Annotated in this window: 14 protein-coding genes; 8 read left to right on the top strand and 6 right to left on the bottom strand. The window is 30.7% G+C overall.

The genetic code is table 11. The features are described 5' to 3' along the window. Window positions 1-113: 113 nt before the first annotated feature. Together AGR56_RS00910 and AGR56_RS00905 are read right to left on the bottom strand one after the other, a co-directional pair. Window positions 114-773: a lytic transglycosylase domain-containing protein gene (locus AGR56_RS00910; RefSeq protein WP_053240774.1), complete on the bottom strand. Its 660-nt coding sequence runs from the start codon at window positions 771-773 to the stop codon at window positions 114-116. Window positions 774-845: 72 nt separating this feature from the next. Next, the gene (locus AGR56_RS00905) at window positions 846-2573 is read right to left on the bottom strand and encodes a triple tyrosine motif-containing protein (RefSeq protein ID WP_053240773.1); all 1728 of its coding nucleotides are present in this window, start codon (window positions 2571-2573) and stop codon (window positions 846-848) included. Between the two features lie 562 nt (window positions 2574-3135). Between AGR56_RS00905 and AGR56_RS21050 the strand changes: the two genes are divergently transcribed. The 3 genes from AGR56_RS21050 to AGR56_RS21040 are packed head-to-tail and all read left to right on the top strand — an operon-like array spanning window position 3136 to window position 5061. Then, on the top strand, window positions 3136-3300 hold the full coding sequence (locus AGR56_RS21050; protein ID WP_242851234.1) for a hypothetical protein: 165 nt from the start codon (window positions 3136-3138) through the stop codon (window positions 3298-3300). Next, the gene (pulA, locus tag AGR56_RS21045; RefSeq protein ID WP_242851233.1) at window positions 3279-4421 is read left to right on the top strand and encodes a type I pullulanase; all 1143 of its coding nucleotides are present in this window, start codon (window positions 3279-3281) and stop codon (window positions 4419-4421) included. The genes AGR56_RS21050 and pulA overlap by 22 nt, the downstream gene beginning before the upstream one ends. Then, a complete protein-coding gene (locus AGR56_RS21040; protein ID WP_347460362.1) occupies window positions 4387-5061 on the top strand; it encodes a hypothetical protein in 675 nt (224 codons plus the stop codon). The genes pulA and AGR56_RS21040 overlap by 35 nt, the downstream gene beginning before the upstream one ends. Window positions 5062-5168: 107 nt before the next feature. On the opposite strand, the gene AGR56_RS00895 is transcribed toward AGR56_RS21040, so the two are convergent. Next, window positions 5169-6524, bottom strand: a complete 1356-nt coding sequence (locus tag AGR56_RS00895) for a glucose-6-phosphate isomerase (RefSeq protein ID WP_053240772.1) — start codon at window positions 6522-6524, stop codon at window positions 5169-5171. A gap of 157 nt (window positions 6525-6681) precedes the next feature. Here AGR56_RS00895 and AGR56_RS00890 point away from each other — a divergent pair, with 157 nt between their 5' ends. From AGR56_RS00890 to recQ, 5 genes are all read left to right on the top strand, one after another. After that, window positions 6682-6963, top strand: coding sequence for an STAS-like domain-containing protein (locus tag AGR56_RS00890; protein WP_053240771.1), 282 nt, complete (start codon window positions 6682-6684; stop codon window positions 6961-6963). A 272-nt stretch (window positions 6964-7235) separates the two neighbouring features. Then, on the top strand, window positions 7236-7445 hold the full coding sequence (locus AGR56_RS00885; RefSeq protein ID WP_053240770.1) for a hypothetical protein: 210 nt from the start codon (window positions 7236-7238) through the stop codon (window positions 7443-7445). 24 nt (window positions 7446-7469) lie between these two features. Further along, window positions 7470-7697 carry a spore coat protein gene (locus tag AGR56_RS00880; protein WP_347460356.1) on the top strand — a complete coding sequence of 76 codons (228 nt, stop codon included), beginning with the start codon at window positions 7470-7472 and terminating at the stop codon, window positions 7695-7697. Between the two features lie 265 nt (window positions 7698-7962). Further along, complete coding sequence (locus AGR56_RS00875; RefSeq protein WP_053240769.1) at window positions 7963-9312, top strand: alpha-amylase family glycosyl hydrolase; 1350 nt, start codon at window positions 7963-7965, stop codon at window positions 9310-9312. A 67-nt stretch (window positions 9313-9379) separates the two neighbouring features. Next, entirely contained in the window at window positions 9380-11515 is a 2136-nt protein-coding gene (gene recQ / locus AGR56_RS00870) for a DNA helicase RecQ (protein ID WP_053240768.1), read from the top strand. 534 nt (window positions 11516-12049) lie between these two features. Here the strand turns inward: recQ and AGR56_RS00865 are convergent. The 3 genes from AGR56_RS00865 to AGR56_RS00855 all read right to left on the bottom strand — a co-directional run bounded on the left by AGR56_RS00865 (window position 12050) and on the right by AGR56_RS00855 (window position 15013). Then, the gene (locus tag AGR56_RS00865; RefSeq protein ID WP_053240767.1) at window positions 12050-13351 is read right to left on the bottom strand and encodes a pyrimidine-nucleoside phosphorylase; all 1302 of its coding nucleotides are present in this window, start codon (window positions 13349-13351) and stop codon (window positions 12050-12052) included. A gap of 25 nt (window positions 13352-13376) precedes the next feature. Next, window positions 13377-14036 carry a deoxyribose-phosphate aldolase gene (gene deoC / locus AGR56_RS00860; RefSeq protein ID WP_053240766.1) on the bottom strand — a complete coding sequence of 220 codons (660 nt, stop codon included), beginning with the start codon at window positions 14034-14036 and terminating at the stop codon, window positions 13377-13379. A gap of 161 nt (window positions 14037-14197) precedes the next feature. Continuing rightward, on the bottom strand, window positions 14198-15013 hold the full coding sequence (locus tag AGR56_RS00855) for an alpha/beta hydrolase (protein ID WP_053240765.1): 816 nt from the start codon (window positions 15011-15013) through the stop codon (window positions 14198-14200). Window positions 15014-15232: the final 219 nt, after the last annotated feature.

The raw sequence follows: 15232 nt of genomic DNA, 5'->3' as shown, positions 1-15232 counted from the left end.
ACAGGATATTCAAAATTATTATACTTAAAACTAATATTTTATCATCTCAATCTTAACAATTTAAAGATAATGCGAAACAATTCAAGTGAAGGGTTTAACTTCCTTTCACTATATTATGTATTATAATAACCAAGAACCTTAGTCACATAATTTTGAGTTTCACCTGAAAGAGCACTTATGTTTCCTGCAGTATTTTTAACTGCATTTGGACCAGCATTATATGCTGCGACAGCAAGTTTGGCGTTACCAAACATATCAAGAAGTTCTTTTAAATACCTTGTACCTCCATCTACGTTTTGTTCAACATCATATGCATTAGTTACTCCAAGTTCGCTGGCAGTAGATGGCATAAGCTGCATAAGACCTTCTGCTCCGACGCTCGAAGTTGAATTTGGATTAAAATCTGATTCTTGCTTTATAACAGCCAGTATAAGTTTTTTATCAACGCCATATTTTTTTGATGCATCTTCTACTGCTTTATCTATAGAAGTGTTGCCAGATTTAATTTCATTTTGTATATAATCCAAAGTATTATTCATAAGTAGGCCTTTCCCATAACCAAGATTGCTTAAGTCGCCACTACCCAAAATACTGCTTAAATCGAAAGAACCATTGCCTTCCGCTGATGCATTAAGTAAACTTTCTAGAGCCATTTGAAATCCCTGTGATGAAGAATCATCATCAGACATTCCAGCTTTAAGCATTTGCTGCATCATATTAAGTTGAAGATAATTTTGCACGCTATTTACGCTAGAACTATCGCTTACAGCCACATTATTCACCTACCTCACATTATTCCAATAAATAAACTATAGCTTTATTTTCGTAAACAGTCAAACAAAACTTTATACATTCATCTCAAAAATTGAATAATCTTCATATTCTTTTTCACAATTAAATTGATTTTTACATAAAATAAGAATCCTATAGTTTCCCTTTTCTGTTGGTATAAATGAATAAAAACTTTTTTTGCTGTATCTTTGAACTATCTTCCATTCCCCATCTTTCATAATATAAAATTGATATACTATTTCCCTTCCATTTTTACAAGATACATTTAGTGTAACAGCCTCGTTTAATATAGGAAATTCTCTATCACATTTTATTGTAAGCTCACTCACTGGCTCTACATCCCTTACAATAAAATTAATAGCTTTATATGAGTCAAATTTCTTTGAGCTATTCTTATTTACAGCGTATATTTCAACTTTATAAGTACCTTCACACTTAGGAATTACTTCATATTTTTTAGAAAATTCAAAATTTGTTTCTTCTAATTGACTACTATTTTTGCTAATTATAAATTTAACTAAATTTTCTTTTGTATTTAAAGTTACTGCCTCCAATTGAATCTTTTCTCCAACAACATAATAGTCTTTAACAGGTGGAAGTACGCATTCTATTTTAGCTGGAATGTAATCCATGGCTTGTACCACTACTTCTGAACAGCACTGAAAATCCTTATCACAATATTTGTCTTTAACTTTAATTTCGATTGTATATTTTCCTGAATCTGAAGGTGTAAAATTGACCCAATTACATGCCCCATAATCTATTTTTTCTATTATTTGATTTTCTTTTTTAACGGTAAAACTATATCTTAAGTCTATTCCTCCTTTTGCTTCTACTTTAACATTTACAGTTTCCCCCTTCAGTATGGTACCTTCCTTACTTTTATATATCCTTACTATCTTAACCGGTTTATTCTTAATCTCTTCTATTGCAAATTTAAACTCTTTTAAAGCCTCAAAAGCCTCTTTACAGCTTTCATCTTTAACCATTAGCTTTACATTGTATATACCTGCTCTTTTAGGTCTCCACACATAGTTTTTATCCCTCTTGTATCCACTATCCTCACTTAAATTCCCATCAATCACATATCTGTATAGTATGTTTTTTCCCCCAGTAACTACTGATTTTAAATTAATAGTACTTCCTAGAAGCTGCGGCGAAGTTACATCAGCAGTAAAATCGATTATTTTTATATCTCTATATTTTTTCACCCTATATAAAATAACAGCTCTATCATCAAATTCTTTTTTAGAATACATATCTTTAACCATACATAAAAGCTTGAAGTCTCCATATCCTTTTTCTGTATAACTTACAATTCTTTTACCTGAATAATCCTGTATACACTCACTTTTTCCTAGGGCATATATTTTCACAAATTTATATAATGTCATCTTATTGTCACTATTAATTGCATCTACTTTAAAAATAATCTCATTACCTGTATAAAGTTCAGTAGTAAGACATCTAAAATTTTTGATTTCCACCTTATCACTTTCAGAATTTCTTATTATATAATCTGTTTTATTTACATAACTAAATGGTTTTGCATCATCTTTTTCCAAAGCCTGAATCATTATAGTATAAATTCCCTCTTTTTTTGGAGACCATACTGCAAATAGTTCATTGGAAAAATCCTTAAGTATATTCCACTTTCCATTATGCCCAACTAAGAACTTATATAACAAATTCTTATTTATACAATTTTTTATACTTATATTTATTTTTTCATTTTTTCGCTGCGGACTCTCCTTATCAAATGCTATTTGAAATTCTTCCATATTCTTTCATCTCCCAAAGAAATTGTTAACTTTATTATACTATATTACCATATTTTGTAACAAGAGTGATGTTTACATTTTTTTTGATTTTTTATATTATATAGATAAACTTACTCCTGTATAAAGATAAACCATCTTGAAACTTGAAATTTATTTGTACCAAAATGCCGTCTTCTAGGCATTATGGTGCACATGAATTTCAATAGTTAAAGCGTTTTATCTATATATAGTGAAACTACTGGGAAACTTAAACTATTCATGTACCAAAATGCCATTCTCTAAGAGATTATGGTAAACATATAGTTTGCAGTTAAGCTAGTTTCACTATATAACTAATTTATAAAAATTATAAATTCATTTAGCTTAGGAGGCAAACAATGAAAATCTTTAATGCATTAGTTACAAATTTCAATAGAATCGAATTCAAAATAGATAATCCAAGCGAATTAAATTTTTACATGTTGAATATAGTTAATGGCAGAAATTACATGAAAATAATTGAGCACTCAATATCAGATAATACAGTTTTTTTCTAAACTTAGAAAATGAAATAGACATAAAAATGGATTGTTTACTTATCTACGGCGACATAATAAACATAAAGTGTTGTTACTTTAAATTATTTTCATCTAAAGAATTTAATGATAGATACTATTATGATGGTAAACTTGGAGTTGAGTACACCCCCCAAAATCAATTTTTAAATTGTGGGCTCCAAGTGCTTTAAATGTAAAGCTTCTTTTATATAAAAACGGAGATGCAGCCTTAAATGATAATCCAGTTCATTCTATATACCTAAATGAAGAAAATGGCTTATGGAGCACTCCTATAGAAGGTGATTTGAAGAATTATTATTACACTTATCAAGTTGTCTTATATAATGAAGTAAATGAAGTTACTGATCCATATGTAAAAGCAACAGGAATAAACGGAAATAGAGGCGCTATAATAGATATTTCTGAAACAAACCCTGAAAATTGGGATAAAGATGTTTCTCCAAGTACAATAAATAATTTTACAGATGCCGTAATTTATGAAATTAGCATAAGAGATATTTCTTCAAATCCAAACAGCAATATAAAAAATACTGGAAAGTATTTAGGATTAGCTGAAGAAAATACAAAAACAAAAAACAATCTTTCTACAGGACTTGATTACATAAAAGAGTTGGGAATAACTCATGTTCAGATAATGCCTATATTTGACTTTTCCTATAAAAGTATTGATGAAAAAATGCCTTCAGAATATAATTGGGGTTATGATCCTCAAAATTATAATGTTCCGGAAGGTACGTATTCTACAGATCCATATGACTCTAAATGCAGAATAAGGGAACTAAAGACATTAATTAGTGCTTTACACAAAAATAATATTTCAGTTAATGTGGATGTGGTTTTCAATCATCTCTGGAATGAAAAAGAAAATAGTTTTGAAAAGACATTCCCTGGGTATTATTTAAGAAGAAACCAGGATGGTACATTTTCAAACGGAACCGGATGCGGTAACGATACAGCTTCAGAAAATCTAATGATGAAAAAATTTATAATTGACTCTGTAGTTTATCTATCACAAGAATATCATATAGATGGTTTTAGATTTGATTTAATGGGAATTCATGATATAGATGCAATGAATCAAATACGTGAAGCTGTTGACAGGCTTGGAAGACCAATAATGCTTTACGGCGAAGGCTGGAACTTAAATACAAATTTGCTATATGAGAAGAAAGCCATTATTCAAAATTCCTTTAAAACTCCACGCATTGGATATTTTAATGAAATCATAAGAGATTCTATTAGAGGTTCACTTTTTGATGCAAATTCAAAAAGGTTTTGCCTCTGGCGGTGAAAATTTTGAAAATTCCATAAAATTATCATCTATAGGATGTATAAATTATTCTGAATGGCTTAAAGGCCCATTTAATTCTCCAGAGCAATCTATAAATTATGTTTCTTGCCATGATAACGCAGCACTATATGACAAATTGAAAGCTTTAAATCCAGATGACAGTGATGGAACTTTAATGGAAAGAGTAAAATTATCCTTAGGCATAATATTCACTTCTCAAGGAACAGCATTTTTAGAGTGTGGTTCAGAATTTGGCAGAACAAAAAATGGCATAGACAACACCTATAAATCGCCAGACTATGTAAATTGGATAGATTGGACATTGAGAGATAAACGTATAAACTACGTTTATTATATTAAAAATCTTATTAATTTAAGAAGAAATCATTCTGCATTTAGATTTATAAACTCGGATGATTTAAAAAATCACCTTGAATTTATTAATAATTCACCAAAAAATTCTGTTGGCTTCATACTTAAAAATAAACCTAATGGTGATAGTTGGAACAACTTGCTTATAATATACAATGCAAATAATCATGCACTTAACTTTCCTATACCATGGGGAAACTGGAATGTGTACGTGAATAAGAATTCTGTTGGAGAATCTAATATAAGAGATGTAAAAATAATTATATAGTTGAAGGATTAAGTGTAAATGTACTATATAATTAAATAGTTATGTTTTAAAATAAAAAATAGCAGGTAATTTATGTAAAGATAAATCACCTGCTATCTTTCACTTTTTTAGTCTTCTAATTTTTTCTTTAATTCTTCTGCCATATCTTCATATCCTGGTTTTCCAAGAAGTGCAAACATGTTTTTCTTGTAAGCTTCAACTCCTGGTTGATTAAATGGATTAACACCTAATAAGTATCCACTTATAGCACATGCCTTTTCAAAGAAATATACCATATATCCAAAATGATAAGCAGTAAGTTCTGGAACATTTACAATCATAACCGGAACTCCTCCGTCGTTATGTGCAAGAACGGTTCCTCTAAAGGCTTGCTTATTAACAAAATCAATAGTCTTTCCAGCTACAAAGTTAAGGCCATCAAGATTTTCTTTATCTTCACCTATAGTTAACTCTTTTCTAGGACTTTCAACATTTATAAATGTTTCTATAAGATCTCTTCTTCCTTGTTGTATGTATTGACCCATAGAATGTAAATCAGTAGAAAAATCTCCTGCTGCTGGGAATAGTCCTTTGTTATCTTTTCCTTCGCTTTCTCCAAATAATTGTTTCCACCATTCTCCAAAGTAATGAAGTGAAGGTTCAAAATTAGTTATCATTTCAATTGATTTTCCTTGCTTATATAGTGCATTTCTAGCTGCAGCATATTTATAAGCATCATTTTTATCAAGATCTTCATCTTTATATGCTTCTCTTGCATCTGCTGCACCTTTCATCATTTCATCTATATCTATTCCAGCTGCTGCTATAGGAAGTAATCCAACTGCTGTTAAAACAGAATATCTTCCTCCAACATCATCAGGAACTACAAAGGATTCATAGCCTTCAGCATCAGCTAAAGTTTTAAGTGCTCCTTTTTTAGCATCTGTTGTTGCATATATTCTCTTTCTAGCTTCTTCAACACCATATTTCTTTTCAAGAAGTTCTCTAAAAATTCTAAAAGCAATAGCAGGTTCTGTTGTAGTACCTGACTTTGATATTACATTAACAGACAAATCTTTTCCTTCTATAGCTTCAAGTAAGTCTGCAAGATAAGTAGAACTTATATTATTTCCACAGAAAAATATTTGAGGTGCTTTTCTAGTTTCTTTTGAAATATTCGCGCTAAATGTATGAGAAAGCATTTCTATAGCGGCTCTTGCTCCAAGATATGATCCTCCAATTCCTATAACTATAAGAACATCAGAGTCATTTTTTATCTTTTCTGCTGCTTTTTTTATTCTTCCAAATTCTTCTTTACAATAATTAACGGGAAGATCCACCCATCCTAAAAAGTCGTTTCCTGCTCCTGTTTTATTATTAAGCACTTCATGAGCAGCTTTTACCATTGGCTTTAAATTTGTTAATTCTTCATCATTAAGATATGGTTTAGTATTTTTTAAATCAAGACTTAAGTTTTTAGCCATTACAAAGTCCCCTCCATATTTTTTATTTTTTACCTATAGCAATTTTAGTCTATTATTTTAAATAAATCAAGATTTTAATTGTTAAAAGTTTGACAATTAAATTAAACTGTTATATAATAGTATCATAGAAAATATAATTTTTAGGGGGATTTTCATTATGGAGAAAACAATTAATATTAAAAGTCTTATAGGAAGTAAATTTCAGTGTCAGGATGCAATACTGCTAAAATCAGAACTCCTAGCCAATTTAAATGATAATGTGATTTTGGATTTTTCTGGAATAGATTATGTTCCTACGACCTTCTTTTATAATTTATTCTCCGAGCTGTTATATATCAATGATAGAAAAGACATATTAAATCATATTAAAGTAAAAAATTTATCAAATATTGATGATTACAATAAAGTAGTTTATGGAACAGCAAGTTTAGTTTCATAAGTAAAATTAAAATAGCATCTAACCCACTTCAATTTAGATGCATTTCTATCAAAATCACCTTAACAACCTTAAAAACTGCCTTAATGAACCTTATTAAGGCAGTTTTTAGTTTTAATCTTTTTAATAAATGTTGCTTTTTACACTCATTAAAAAAGCTTCCTTTAGTACGTTTAACTATGTTTAAATGAAAATTTTACTACACATATTTTAACATTATAAAGCTAATTATATTACCGTAACAATTTTAAAATATAATTTTAGGAGGTAAGACTATGGTTGCTACTGGTAATATGCAAATAGAAGCAAATAATCTCAAGGTTATTAAGGATCAACTTGGATATGAATCTTTATTAAATAAAAAATTTAGCCAATACAGTCAAATGTGTACTGACGGTCAGCTTAAGAATCTTTGTAATGAAGCATGCCAAATCCACAAAGAAAACTTTAATTCCTTAAAAACTTATCTTGATTCGCATCAATAATTAATTTTTAGGAGGGATTTTTATATGAATAATGTAATGACTATGTCTGAAAAAGACATGATGCAAGATTTACTTGCAACCGAAAAGCAGGCAATTTCATCTTACAGTACAGGAATCACTGAAACTTCTTGTGAAAATTTAAGAAAAACACTTTTAAATAATTTTAGAACTTGTGAAGAAACTCAGTATAAAATTTTTGATTCAATGAAACAAAAAAGGCTGGTATTCTACAAAAGACGCTCCCGATGCTGATGTACAGCAGGTAAAAGATTCTGCAACTACAATGTCACAAGAATTACGCTAAATTAATATTTATGAGAGTATCACAAGTCCTCCTAGATTTAGATACCTTCTAACAATATAAGAAAAGCGTCACAAAACATATTATAATAAATATTTTGTGGCGTTTTTCATTTCGCTATATTTTAATATCTTATAAATATTGATTATTATGTCCATTTTACAAGCTAAAGTTATATAATAGTCTTATAGGCAATATTTATTGGAGGTATGTACTATGAACTCTTGGATTAAAGAATCTATTTTTTATCATATTTATCCTCTAGGTTTTTGCGGTGCTCCGCAGAATAATGATTTAACATCTAAACCAATACCTCGTCTAGATAAAATACAAAAGTGGATACCACATCTAAAAGCTCTTGGAATAAATGCGTTATACCTAGGACCTGTTTTTGAATCAACTTCTCACGGATATGATACTATAGATTATTTTAAAGTCGATAGAAGACTTGGGACTAATGATTTACTTAAGGATATTTCAGATACGCTTCACAAAAATGGAATAAAATTAATTTTGGATGGAGTATTTAACCATGTTGGAAGAGATTTTCCTAAATTTAATGATTTAGTTTTAAATAAACAAAATTCAAATTATTCGTCCTGGTTTTCTGGAGTAAATTTTAATGGTAATACTGTATATAATGATGGCTTTTCATATGATTCCTGGAATGGATATTATAATCTTGTCAAATTAAATACCTATAATAGTGAGGTTAAAAATTATATATTTAAAATAATTAAATTTTGGATTGAGGAATTTGATATAGATGGTATAAGATTGGATGCAGCAGACTGCTTGGAACTAAATTTTTTAAAAGAACTTTCTCAATATTGTAAAAGACTAAAACCAGATATGCTTCTACTTGGAGAAATTATACACGGTGATTACAGTAGATGGGCAAACAGCGAGTGCCTAGATACAGTGACTAATTATGAATGTTATAAAGGTCTTTATTCAAGCCACAATTCCATTAATTATTTTGAAATTGCCTATTCATTAAATAGACAATTTGGAAATGGTGGTATATACAAAAACATTCCATTGTATAATTTCGTTGATAATCATGATGTCAATAGAATTGCCAGTACTTTGACTGATTTAGAAAATATCTATCCATTATATACCTTGCTTTTCACCATGCCCGGAATTCCATCAATATACTATGGAAGTGAATTTGGAATAAAGGGCACAAAGAAAAATGGCTCTGATTCTGAACTGCGTCCTGAAATTAATTTAAATGATTTTGACAACTTAAAAGATAGCCAAAAGCTTTTAAAATTTATACAGCTTGTTTCTAGAATAAGGACAACTTCTAAGGCTTTAAAGAAAGGTTCCTACAATCAATTATTTATTTCAAATAAGCAGTATGTATTTTTAAGAAGCTTTGAAGATGAAAATATAATAACCGCTGCCAATTGTTCTAAAGAAGATTCAAAAATAAAATTTAATATTAAAGGTAAATGTCTTTTAGATTTAATAACCAAAGAAACCTTTAATATAGAAAACCAAACTGTAATTTTACCTGTTTCTAAAAATAAAGCAAGAATATTAAAATTAGAAAAATAATAGTTTATTTATATGCATTTTTGATTATAATTAAATATGTAATTTTAATTTAAAGGAGCAATTTTATATGAACCCACAACCAATTGATATACTAAAAAAGTACTTTGGTTATTCTTCATTTAGAAAAGGTCAAGAAAAGATAATACAAAGTATAATAAATAAAAAAGATACTTTTGCCATAATGCCGACGGGCGGCGGAAAGTCCATATGCTATCAAATTCCTGCTCTTACAATGGAAGGAATAACTATTATAATTTCTCCTCTAATCTCTCTTATGAAAGATCAGGTAGATACCCTCAGGGAAAATGGAGTAAACGCATCCTTTATAAACAGTTCTCTTTCCTCTAAAGAGGTGAACGAAGTTATTTTAGGCGCTATTTCCGGCCATTGCAAAATTTTATACGTTGCTCCCGAAAGATTAGAACAGGATTATTTCAAAAATACAGTGAAAAGTTTAAATATATCTATGGTAGCTGTCGATGAGGCGCACTGCGTATCTCAATGGGGCCATGATTTTAGAGTAAGTTACAAAAGAATAGCCCCTTTTATTGAAAGTCTCAGTAAAAGACCAGTCGTATCTGCCTTTACTGCAACTGCAACTCCTAAGGTAAAAAACGATATTATAGAACTCTTAAATCTTAAAAGTCCTGAATGTTTTACAACAGGCTTCGATAGAGAAAATTTATTTTTTTCCGTAATTAAAAATGAAAATAAACTTGACTTTATACTTAAATATATTGCTAAGAACAAAAATAACTCTGGAATTATTTATGCAGCTACAAGAAAAGAAGTAGACAATTTATATGAAAAATTGCTGAGAAAGGGATATTCTGTTGGAAGATACCATGCTGGATTATCTGATGATGAAAGGACTAAAAATCAAGAAGCTTTTGTCTACGATGATATAAAAATAATAATAGCTACCAATGCTTTCGGAATGGGAATAGATAAGTCAAATGTAAGGTTTGTTATTCATCACAATATGCCTAAAAATATGGAATCTTATTATCAAGAAGCTGGTCGTGCTGGTAGAGATGGTGAAAACAGCGAGTGCATATTACTTTTCGGAGGACAAGATATTCACATTCAAAAGTTTCTTATTCAGCAAAGTATTCCATCATTTGAAAGACAAAGAATTGAATTGCAAAAATTAAGTTCGATGGTTGATTACTGCAGAACCACTTCATGCCTTAGGAAATACATATTGAATTATTTTGGCGAAGAATACGAAACTGAAAATTGCGGCAATTGCAGCAACTGTACAAATGATTCTGAACTCGTAGACATAACCGTAGAATCCCAAAAAATATTATCCTGTGTATATAGGATGAATCAAAATTATGGAATAACTTTAATTTCTGAAGTTTTAAAAGGATCTAAAAATCAAAGAATATTAAGTTTTAGATTTAACAACTTATCTACTTATGGACTAATGAGTGAATATAAGCTTAAGGATATTGTTGATTTAATAAATGCTCTTATTGCAGACCAATATTTAACTCTTACTGAAACAGAATACCCTGTGGTAAAGCTAACCGAAAAAAGTTATCCTGTTTTAAAGGGAGAAAAGAAAGTAATGCGAAAAATAATTATTGTAAAAGAACAATCCATAACCGAAGACAAGACATTATTTGAGCAGCTAAAAGCACTCAGGAAAGAACTTGCTTACAATGAAAATGTTCCTCCATATATAATATTCTCTGACGCAGTACTTACTGAAATGTGCAAATACTATCCTACAAACAAAGAGGTTATGCTAAACTTAAAGGGTATAGGAGAAAAGAAATACGAAAAATATGGAGATAAATTTGAAACTTTAATAAAGGCTTATGTTAGAGAAAACAACATAGTTGCTAACACTATACCGCTTACAACCTCGCATGAAGCATCACCTAAATCAAAAACTCATATAGTTACTTTTGAGCTTTACAAGAATGGTCTATCTGTTAGTAAAATTGCAGAAAATCGAAATCTATCCCCTAAAACCATTCAAGATCATTTACTAAAATGTGCCGAAGAAGGTTTAGGTATAGACTTAGATTCATTTATCCCGCAAGAATATTCTGAGCTTATATATGAAAAAATCAAAACTTTAGGTACTGCTAAATTAAGGCCTATAAAAGAGGCTCTCCCTGAAGATGTTGACTATATGGCAATAAAAGCAGCAATTTGCAAGTACCAACGTAATAAACATGTAAGTTAAAAATATTGCGAAGTAACAGTATCTTGGAATATTAAATAAAATTTTATAAATCTTAGAGTCTAAATCGTAAAAGGCTTAGAACTTTCAATCTGTCTGAGCCAAAGGCGAGTTATTGAAAGTTCTTAGAATTTTAGGATTTAGACTCTTAGATTTATTAATTTTATTTAAACTATTCCTTCAATACTGTTACTTCGCTAAACCGGAAATGCAAGGTAAATTTTTCTACGGTTCCCTACGAAAAATACTCTATAATTACTGTTAGTCAATAAATGTGTGAACAAGTTCACACCCAAAATTCCGTAGGTACGGAGGAATTTTTTCCTTGAACTACCGTAAAAGCGAAGTAGCAGTGATGATGTAACAATTTAAAAAGAATCCAATAAATCTTGGTGAAAAAATCATAAAATACTTAGATATTTCAATCTGTCTGAGCGCCCAGCGAGTTATTGAAATATCTTAGGATTTTACGATTTTTCCACCTTAGATTTATGGATTCTTTTTAATGTTACAAGTCACTGTTACTTCGCAATCTTTTTATTTTGTAACTATTCCATGAATTAGTTTAGGAATTTCTGCTTTATCTGATATAGTAATACTGTTATAAATTTTTGAAGTAACTTCTTCTACATCTTTCTTATTAGAATAAAGGGTTGCAATGGGTTCCCCCTTTTCAACTTTGTCTCCAACCTTTTTACGAAGCATAATTCCAACTGCTAAATCAATGGTGTCTTCCTTTGTTGCACGTCCTGCACCAAGAAGCATAGCAGCTGTTCCTACTTCATCTGCAACAATTTCAGATACAAATCCATCTTTTTTAGCTGAAATATCTATTTTATAAGCAGCTTGTGGAAGCTTATCTGTATTATCAACTACAGATGCATCTCCTCCTTGATTTGTAATAAACAGCTTAAATTTCTCGATTGCCTTTCCATTTTTTATGACTTCAATGAGTTTTTTACGTGCTTCCTCTTCTGATTTTGCTTTTTTCGCAAGACAAACCATGTGACTTCCCAAAGTGAGGACAAGTTCCGTTAAATCTTTTGGTCCAACTCCTTTAAGCGTATCAATGGCTTCCTTTACTTCAATTGCATTTCCAACAGCAAAACCAAGAGGCTGACTCATGTCGGAAATAATTGCAACAGTCTTTCGTCCAACACTATTTCCTATACTAACCATTGTGTGTGCGAGCTTATATGCATCTTCTTCCGTTTTCATAAAAGCACCGGAGCCTGTTTTTACATCTAGAACAATAGCATCAGACCCTGCTGCTATCTTCTTGCTCATTATAGAACTAGCAATTAAAGGAATAGAATTTACTGTTCCTGTAACATCTCTTAAAGCATATAACTTTTTATCTGCTGGAGTTAAATTACCTGTCTGCCCAATAACAGCAATTTTATCTCGATTTACAAGATCAATAAACTCATCTTTTGTAACTTCTACATGAAACCCCTTTATAGACTCTAATTTATCTATTGTACCTCCTGTATGCCCAAGCCCTCTTCCTGACATCTTTGCCACAGGGATATCCAAAGCTGCAACTAATGGAGCTAATACAAGTGTAGTAGTATCACCAACTCCACCAGTTGAGTGTTTATCAACTTTTATTCCTTCGATATCAGATAAATCAATAGTTTCTCCTGATTCAACCATAGCCATTGTCATATCAGCACGCTCACTAGCAGTCATATCCTTAAAAAACACTGCCATGGCAAATGCACTCATCTGATAATCTGGAATCGTTCCTTTTGTATAACCTTGAATTATAAAATCAATTTCCGGTTTCGATAACTCTCCGCCATCACGTTTTTTTTCAATCAAATCAACCATTCTCATTTTTCTAACCCTCACTGTGCATTATTTATTTCTCGTTTATGTAGTCCTCCATAATTTTAACGCCAGCGCTAGCACCAATCCTACTCGCACCTGCTTTAATCATGCTGTCCATATCAGTTTTAGAATGAATTCCTCCAGATGCTTTAACCCCAATGTTCTCACCTACAGTTTTGCGCATAAGTTCAACATCCTTTTCTGTTGCTCCTTCTGTTGAAAAACCTGTAGAAGTCTTAACAAAATCTGCACCAGCCTTTACTGCAAGCTTGCATGCGCGCACTTTTTCTTCATCACTAAGAAGACATGTTTCAATGATTACCTTTACCATTGCTTTGCCATTAGCCGCTTTTACCACTTCATTTATTTCCCTTTCTACAAAATCATCTTTTCGATCCTTTAAGGCTCCAATGTTGATAACCATGTCTATTTCATCTGCACCATTTTCAATTGCATCCCTTGCTTCAAAAACTTTTGCATTTGTGGTCCCTGCTCCTAAAGGAAAACCTATGACAGTACAAACCGCAACTTCTGAATCTTTTAATTTATCTGCTGCAAATTTAACCCAAGTTGGATTTATGCATACAGATGCGAACTCATATTTTAGAGCTTCTTCGATTATTTGATTTACTTGCTTCTCCCTTGCATCAGGCTTTAAAAGTGTATGATCTATCATTTTTGAATACTTCATAAATTTTCCCTCCATTTTCAATTACTATCTTATTCGTATTATAATTATATCATCATATCCAGTATTTATAAAATCATAATTAAAATATTATTCATAAACTAGCTGTATAAAAAATAGAAAGAGATTTTCCTCTTTCTACTTTCAAATAACAATTGCAAACTTTATTCTTCAGTGAATTTCATCAATTCTTCATTAAATTTATCTTTTTCATCATAAAATAGACCATGACCGCTATATTGAAACGGTACAAGTTTGGCATTTCTTATGCCTTTCTTTTGGGCTTCACCCAATTGAAAAAGGCAAACCTGATCATGTATACCATGAAGAATTAAAGTTGGAACAGTTATCCTTTTTAAATCAGAGAACAACTTTTCCTCATCCAGCCAAGTGTTTGCAACAGCTGCAGTTGCCCAGCTTGCTGCCCGCAATCCTAAGCTAAAAAACCAATCTGAAAAAGGCTCAGATATATGCTGAAAGAAAAACATATCACCAAATTGTCTTAGCATTTTAGGACGATCATTATAAGTGCCTTTAATAATATCTTCCACAGCTTCTCTTGTTATTCCATATGGAAAATATGAACGTTTAATTAAACTAGGAGCTGCTGCTGCAAAAAGAGCTAGTTTAGAAACTCCATATCCATTATGTCTTGCCATATATCTGATGGCTATTGCTCCACCTGTAGAGTGCCCTGCTAATGTGAAATTCTTCAATTTAAGTGCTTCAACCACACCAAAAACGTCATCAGATAATGTATCATAATCATATCCCAAAAATGGCTTGTCAGACTCACCAAATCCTCTTTGATCTACTCCAATACATCTGTAGCCTTCTTTAGGTAAGACATTAAATTGATATTCAAACAAATTATGATCTCCAGGCCAACCATGCAAAAACAAAATAGTTTTCTTTCCTTGTGGATTAATGTCCTCTACGTAAATTTTCACACCAGATTGTAATTTAACATAACATCCCATTTAAACCTCTCTACTTATAAAATTTCTTTACTAGTTATTATATTTTACCAAAATCAACTATATGAAAATTATCGTAAGACATAATATGGCTGTCGCACTAAAAAGGCATATTATTTTTCTTTTTTAAGTGAATTTTTCATCATTATTGATATCACAACACACATAAGCGATATAGCTATAAGTACTAAAAATAAGCTGTGAACACCAAAATTAATTGAT

The sequence above is a fragment of the Clostridium sp. DMHC 10 genome (assembly GCF_001270375.1).
In the GTDB taxonomy this organism is placed as follows: Bacteria; Bacillota; Clostridia; order Clostridiales; family Clostridiaceae; genus Clostridium_S; species Clostridium_S guangxiense.
Note: the sequence above shows the minus strand (reverse complement) of the source record. Positions and strands in the feature narration are given on the sequence as shown.